We start from the raw sequence: 6,746 nt of genomic DNA on the forward strand, positions 1-6,746 counted from the left end.
TGGTTCCCCTGGTCAAACCCTTCCAGCTATCAACCCTTCATACAGCTTCCAGTAATCCCCGGCCACGGTTGGCCAGCTAAATCCGGCACCCCGCCTGCGCAATCGCTCCTGCCGAAGCTCATTTTGCCCAAAGTCATGCAAACCATCATGGATGAGTTTAGCCATACTTTCCGGTTCGAAGTTGTCAAAGTAGTACGCTTCTTTGCCCCCAACTTCGGGTAAGCTCGTCAGATTAGAAATGAATACCGGTTTCCCAAACGTCATGGCTTCCGCAACAGGCAAGCCAAACCCTTCCGACAACGATGGAAACAAAAACGCTTCACAGTGCGCATATAGCCACAATTTGGTTGATTCGTCCACCGATCCGGGCATCAGCAGTCGGTCGGCAACGCCTAGTTTCTGAGCCTGTTCGCGAATGTGTTCCGCGTAAGGATGTCGGTCGGGCCCAGCTAACACGAGCCGATAATCGGGAAATGCCTCGAGTAACGGCAGAAGCGTGTGAACGTTTTTCTTGGGATGAATAACGCCCACGAACAGAAAAAAGGGCGAATCGGTAAAGGAACGAATGGCTAAATCGGATGGTAGTTCAGCAGGTGTTTTAGCAGGATCGACAGCAACACCGGTATAGACGACTTTCAGCGGCAATGTTTGCGGAATTCGCAAATGCTCCCGCACCACCGAGGCTGTGTAGGCCGATCCAGCCGTTAACAACGCAGCCCGGTTAATTTTACGCTGAAGACGAGCCAGTTTACGCGCCTTTTTATCGACGGAATAATCAGCCCGCTCCAGAAAATTGAGATCATAAATTGTCAGAATCAGCTTTGACCGCAATGGCAAATACATCGAATCCTGATGGAGACAGTGCCAGACATCAAATTTTCCGGAAATCCATAGCTTCTGCCGCCACGATGCTTCAATGTAATTCACTGTATTTCCGAAAACACCACTTTGACCTTTCGGTACCAGAAATGTTATATTCCATGAGTCGGGGCGCTGGCGAACAAGTTCATGGCCAAGATGCAGACATACCTGCCCAAGGCCGCTATTCAGGTCGCGCAAACGCTCGGCATCGATAAAAAGAGAAGGCATAAAGACATTTTAACGACAAAGTTACACTTCCCCCGTTAAACGTTCTCCCCGAATGTAGTGCCTTTCCTTACCATTAATAGGCAACTCTTCCAGAAATCTTGCCTGTACTAACATACGAATATCATTCCTGGCCGTTTGATTTGAAACCCCTAATCGTGTCTCTACTTCCTTAATAGATAATATACTGTTAGGGTCTTGCCTCAGCCATTCAACAATCTGGGCTTGACGGGGCGATAACTTTTCCTGGCGTTGCAGAATGAGTAATTGGCGTTTTTCCTGATTTTTCCGATCAATGTATTTCTTCAGTTCATCATACGCCCGACTGAGCGTTTTTACCTGATAGTGCACAAAGTAAGTAAGGTCATTTTCATCAGCTTCAGTATACTGAATGGCCCGATAATACTGTGCCCTTGACTACATGATGACTCTGGAAATAGATAAGTATTCGGTTAGCCAGTAGCCCTTGCGCAATAGATACCAATAAAATAAGGCCCTGGCTGTTCGACCATTGCCATCCGTAAAAGGATGAAAATAGCCAATCAAGAAATGGATAATACTTGCTTTAACTACTGGATGTACAAAAAAATCAGGTGTTTCATCGTTGAAAAATCGGCATAGATCATCAATAAATGTTGACAGTGATGAAGGAGATGGAGGAGTATGAATAATGTCTCCATTAATAGCGTCGACCACATAAATCGTATCGTGTGATCGAATTCGACCTGACTCTTCCGGATTGTCTAGTGTATCAGCCGTCATTAGCCGATGTAATTCCATTAAATTGTTACTGGTTAAAGAATCTTTTCTTATGTCAATAATGTATTGAATGGTTAAATAATTATTGACAATCATTCGCTCCGACATATTTCTTGGCGGGCGCTTTTTGCGAAGCATTTCTTTAGCTACTATCCGTGATGTTATAGCCCCTTCGATCTGGCTGGATGCAATCGACTCCTCCATGATCGATCCGATCAGATACTGGTGTTTATCCACTTCACTAGCAGCCGTTGTTTGTTTACCAGGCGCGCCCGCCAGATGAAGGTCAAACTCGTGTAATTGCTGTTCCAGCGAATCAGTCTTTGTAAAATAGAATCCTTCGTGGCCAACTTCGAAATAACGCCTATTATGTAAACGGTCTTCCTTAACGATAGACCAAAGATCTATCGGTGCCAAGACATCTTTATATTCTGTTGGAACCTTATATTTTACATCGCTCCAATACAGATAGTCATCGTTAATTTTTCGAATAATACCCTTCTGATACAGCGCTGCATGAACATCTAGACGCCCTTTTTTAATAAAGTCCTGAAAGTAGTCTATATATGATTGATAGGTTGGCGTCGGCTCTATTTTTCCCATTATTTCAAAAATTTGGAAATATTGGGCAATAATGGGCAATCTACTACATGTATTGTAATCGAGCAATATTCAATCGATCGACGGTTAACTCATCCCTGTTCAGGATTATCTTTGCACCATGACTTTACAGAATGACTTGCTACTCCGGACTGCTCGGGGTGAATTGACGGAACGAGTTCCGGTCTGGATGATGCGGCAGGCAGGCCGGGTACTGCCTCAATATCGGGCTGTTCGGGAGCAGGCCGGGAGCTTTATTACGTTGGCGAAAACCCCCGAACTGGCCGCTGAAGTGACGATTCAGCCAGTCGATGCATTCGACGTAGATGCGGCCATTATTTTCTCCGACATTCTGGTCGTGCCCGAAGCGATGGGGCTTCCGTATGAGATGATCGAAAGTCGGGGGCCGGTATTTCCATCGACCGTCCGCACGTTGGCTGACTTGAGCCGTTTGCGGGTTGCCGATGCCGAAAGTGATCTGGGCTACGTATTGGATGCAATCAAGCTGACCAAAAAAGAGCTGAATGGACGTGTCCCGCTGATCGGTTTTGCAGGTGCGCCATTCACCATTTTTTGCTACATGACCGAAGGAAAAGGCTCTAAAACGTTTTCGGTTGCCAAGAAACTTCTCTATACCGATCCCGACTTCGCCCATGCGCTCCTTCAGCAAATTACCGACAGTACGATTGGTTATTTGCAGGCGCAGATACGGGCAGGGGCCGATCTGGTCCAGATTTTCGACTCCTGGGCGGGCATTCTGTCGCCGGAACAATACCGTACCTTCTCTCTGCCTTACATCAAACAGATTTGCGATCTGATAACGGATGCCCCAATAACAGTCTTCGCCAAAGGAGCCTTTTTTGCCCGACATGATATTGGGCAGTTGAGTTGCGACGTGGTCGGCCTGGACTGGAATATGGACCCGCATGAATCGCGTCAATTAATTCCGGATCGTGTCCTTCAGGGCAACCTCGACCCTTGTGTACTTTACGCCGATTTTGCCCAGATTCGGGCTGAAGTGAAGCAGATGTTCAATTCCTTTGGTCATCAGCATTACATTGCCAACCTGGGGCACGGCATTTACCCCGACACCGACCCCGACAAAGCACGGTGTTTTGTTGATGCCGTGAAAGAAATGTAAAATAGCAAACGCCGGTTAAGTTGTAGACAATGAGTTGCCCTACAACTTAACCGGCGACTTCCCAACTAACTTACATTCAGGGCTTTCGCTACAAGCTCTCTTTTGCTTCTTCTTTCAATTGGGCCTTATCAATCGGTACAACACCTACTGATTCACAAACCAGTCCACCGCCCAGATTCGACAATCCGGCAATAATGCTGGCCGATTGCTTCAAAGCCACACAGCAGGCTGCAATACTGATAACCGTATCGCCCGCGCCCGACACGTCGGCAATCTTACGAATGTGAGCTGGCAACTGGCATTTTTCGCCGTTGAAATCAATAAATACACCTCGCTCAGAAAGCGTAATTAAGGCCCCCTTTACATTAAGCCTGTCTTTTAATTCCTCGACAGCCGCCTGAAACTCTTCGGCATTATCTACATCGAATTCAAGTTTCAATCCTTCGCGTAGTTCTTTCAGGTTAGGTTTAAACAGCGTCGTGTTTTGGTAGGACAGGAAGTTTCGCTTTTTCGGATCAACCACTGTAGGCACTCCCTGCTCGTTGGCAAAGTCCGTGATTTCGGCGATGGCTTCTTTACTCAATACCCCTTTATCGTAATCCTCAAAAATAATAACGTGACAGGTCGGAATCAGCTCTTTAGCCTTGGCTATCAACTGATTCCGTTCCTCGCTGGTGATGTATCTATCGGTTTCGGTATCTACACGCACAACCTGTTGTGAGCTGGCAATAATGCGCTCTTTAATCGTTGTAATTCGTTCGTTACTGCGGATGAGTCCATCACAGTTGAGGTTCCGTTCATTGAGTTGCCCAATAAGTCGGTCGCCGGGTTCGTCGGTTCCAATGACCGAACAAATGATCGCTTCGGCCCCTAATGCCTGAACGTTCAGTAACACATTACCGGCTCCGCCAAGCCGAAGTTCGCGCCGGTCGACGGTTACAACAGGCACAGGCGCTTCGGGAGAAATGCGCTCAACATGCCCCCACACATAAGAATCGAGCATTACATCGCCAATAATCAGGACGCGCAGTTTATCGAATTGGTCGAACAGTTCGTCAATGGTCATATCCAGGACCGGACTCATAGGCGCAAATCATCTTGTTTCAGGATACAAAGAAACGAAAAGCAGCAGTGATTTTCGAACGGAGCCTGGTAGATTGAGGAAGCGGAGCCTCGTTGCTGCACCTTTCGGTAAAACTTACCTCCCAAAACGCGCTTTGACTGATCGATACGAAAAAAGTATATTGAGCTTTTATTAAAGAGACGTTTTCACAAAAAACACAGTTTATCCTACTGACTTAATTGATCTTTTCGTTCCATTGTCGGCCCATTATTATGCAACGTACCTCGCTAAAAATAGAACCAGACCCAATAATATTCCTCGCTGTCAAAGGCTTCCTGAGGATTATTTTAAAAGGATGTGGGAAATAATCCTGACAAGAACCTTTAAGAAATAAACTCATTGGCAATCTTTGTTGTGCGAGAGTTGGATAGGCGATAGTTCTCCAACTACAAAACAAATTAGATAAGCCCTCTCAATCACATACCTTATGTATTTCCTTGGCTTCGACCTGGGCAGCTCGTCCGTTAAAGCGTGTTTAGTTAATGCCGAAAGCGGCACTGCCGTTGCTTCGGCATTTTTTCCTGAAACCGAAATGGCGATCGAAGCCCCTCTACCGGGTTTCGCCGAACAACAACCCGAAAACTGGTGGAAAAATGCCTGTCTGGCCAGTAAAGCCGTTCTGAAAAAGGCCAATGTTCAACCCGGCGATGTAAAAGCTATCGGTATTTCCTATCAGATGCACGGGCTGGTTGTTGTCGACAAAGATTTTACTGTCTTACGCCCATCCATCATCTGGTGCGACAGCCGGGCCGTTTCCTTCGGCAATCGTGCGTTCGACGATCTTGGCCATGATCGTACGCTTCAACATCTGCTCAATTCACCGGGCAACTTCACGGCGGCCAAACTCGCCTGGGTAAAAGCAAATGAACCCGATGTATACGCTCAGGTGCATAAATTTATGCTTCCTGGTGATTATCTGGCCGCCCGCATGACTGGCGATATTGTAACAACAGCTTCGGGCTTGTCGGAAGGCGTGTTCTGGGATTTTCAGGAGGACCAGCCAGCCAAATTCTTACTCGATTATTTTGGTTTCGATTCAGGTCTAATTCCAACGATCAAACCAACATTTGCTCCCCAAGGTGAGTTAAGTGCGTCGGCAGCAGCCGAACTTGGCCTCTCTGCCGGAACGCCCATTACCTATCGCGCTGGCGATCAACCCAACAATGCCTTCTCACTGAACGTACTGGAGCCAGGTCAGATCGCAGCCACTGCCGGGACCTCGGGCGTAGTCTATGGCGTTAGCGACCAGATTAGTTACGATCCGAAATCACGGGTCAACACTTTTCTGCACGTAAGCCATACACCCCAGACACCTCGTTACGGTGTGTTGATGTGCGTAAACGGAACAGGCATTCTCAACAGTTGGCTACGCAACCAGGTATTAGGTCGCAGCATTGGCTACGATGAGATGAATGTTCTGGCTCATGAAGCCCCTATCGGTGCTGACGGGTTGCTATGCCTGCCTTTTGGTAATGGAGCCGAGCGTATTCTTGAAAACGCCGACTTAGGCGCTTCATTTCATGGTCTGCAATTAACCCGGCATGGCTTACCGCATTTCATCCGTGCTGCTCAGGAAGGGATCGTATTTGCGTTATATTATGGTATCCAGATCATGGAAAGCGTGGGCGTGGGTTTACAGACGATCAGAGCGGGTGAGGCTAATATGTTCCTGAGCCCTCTTTTCCGCGACACACTCGCCAACCTGACCGGTGCGTCTATCGAACTTTACAACACCGATGGCGCACAAGGTGCAGCCCGAGGAGCCGGTATAGGATTGGGTTATTATAAAAGTGCCACCGAAGCCTTTGCAGGTCTGCACATTGTCCGCACCATTGAGCCAGACATGCGGGCGCAGGAGGCCTACCGCGATACGTATGGGCGATGGCTGGAGGTATTACAACAAAATGATTAATAAGTACTCAGACAGATTTATTTATGCAATGAATTAGCTTTGTGAAATGCAACCACGCTTTGCCAGTCTCACTCCAGACGAAGAACGTACTCTGCGAGAGGGTCAGCAGCACGGGCCTCAGTTTC

Annotated in this window: 6 protein-coding genes; 2 read left to right on the forward strand and 4 right to left on the reverse strand. The window is 47.5% G+C overall.

Annotated features, from left to right (window positions below):
- Positions 1–12: 12 nt before the first annotated feature.
- The 3 genes from GJR95_RS40035 to GJR95_RS40045 all read right to left on the reverse strand — a co-directional run bounded on the left by GJR95_RS40035 (position 13) and on the right by GJR95_RS40045 (position 2,448).
- On the reverse strand, positions 13–1,089 hold the full coding sequence (locus tag GJR95_RS40035; RefSeq protein WP_162391210.1) for a glycosyltransferase family 4 protein: 1,077 nt from the start codon (positions 1,087–1,089) through the stop codon (positions 13–15).
- A 21-nt stretch (positions 1,090–1,110) separates the two neighbouring features.
- Positions 1,111–1,437 carry a DeoR family transcriptional regulator gene (locus GJR95_RS40040; protein WP_162391211.1) on the reverse strand — a complete coding sequence of 109 codons (327 nt, stop codon included), beginning with the start codon at positions 1,435–1,437 and terminating at the stop codon, positions 1,111–1,113.
- Positions 1,438–1,503: 66 nt separating this feature from the next.
- Positions 1,504–2,448, reverse strand: coding sequence for a Fic family protein (locus GJR95_RS40045; RefSeq protein ID WP_162391212.1), 945 nt, complete (start codon positions 2,446–2,448; stop codon positions 1,504–1,506).
- 118 nt (positions 2,449–2,566) lie between these two features.
- Here GJR95_RS40045 and hemE point away from each other — a divergent pair, with 118 nt between their 5' ends.
- A complete protein-coding gene (gene hemE / locus GJR95_RS40050) occupies positions 2,567–3,586 on the forward strand; it encodes a uroporphyrinogen decarboxylase (RefSeq protein ID WP_162391213.1) in 1,020 nt (339 codons plus the stop codon).
- An 88-nt stretch (positions 3,587–3,674) separates the two neighbouring features.
- Here the strand turns inward: hemE and GJR95_RS40055 are convergent, their stop codons facing one another.
- Positions 3,675–4,670 (reverse strand): bifunctional heptose 7-phosphate kinase/heptose 1-phosphate adenyltransferase, encoded by a 996-nt coding sequence (locus GJR95_RS40055; protein ID WP_162391214.1) that lies wholly within the window; start codon positions 4,668–4,670, stop codon positions 3,675–3,677.
- A 466-nt stretch (positions 4,671–5,136) separates the two neighbouring features.
- Between GJR95_RS40055 and GJR95_RS40060 the strand changes: the two genes are divergently transcribed.
- A complete protein-coding gene (locus tag GJR95_RS40060) occupies positions 5,137–6,621 on the forward strand; it encodes a xylulokinase (protein ID WP_162391215.1) in 1,485 nt (494 codons plus the stop codon).
- Positions 6,622–6,746: the final 125 nt, after the last annotated feature.

The sequence above is a fragment of the Spirosoma endbachense genome (assembly GCF_010233585.1).
GTDB lineage: Bacteria > Bacteroidota > Bacteroidia > Cytophagales > Spirosomataceae > Spirosoma > Spirosoma endbachense.

What these genes read in the sequence shown, in the direction of transcription:
- GJR95_RS40035 (WP_162391210.1), bottom strand. Translation starts at nt 1,089, where the DNA reads ATGCCTTCTCTTTTTATCGATGCCGAGCGTTTGCGCGACCTGAATAGC.
- GJR95_RS40045 (WP_162391212.1), bottom strand. Translation starts at nt 2,448, where the DNA reads ATGGGAAAAATAGAGCCGACGCCAACCTATCAATCATATATAGACTAC.
- hemE (WP_162391213.1), top strand. Translation starts at nt 2,567, where the DNA reads ATGACTTTACAGAATGACTTGCTACTCCGGACTGCTCGGGGTGAATTG.
- GJR95_RS40055 (WP_162391214.1), bottom strand. Translation starts at nt 4,670, where the DNA reads ATGAGTCCGGTCCTGGATATGACCATTGACGAACTGTTCGACCAATTC.
- GJR95_RS40060 (WP_162391215.1), top strand. Translation starts at nt 5,137, where the DNA reads ATGTATTTCCTTGGCTTCGACCTGGGCAGCTCGTCCGTTAAAGCGTGT.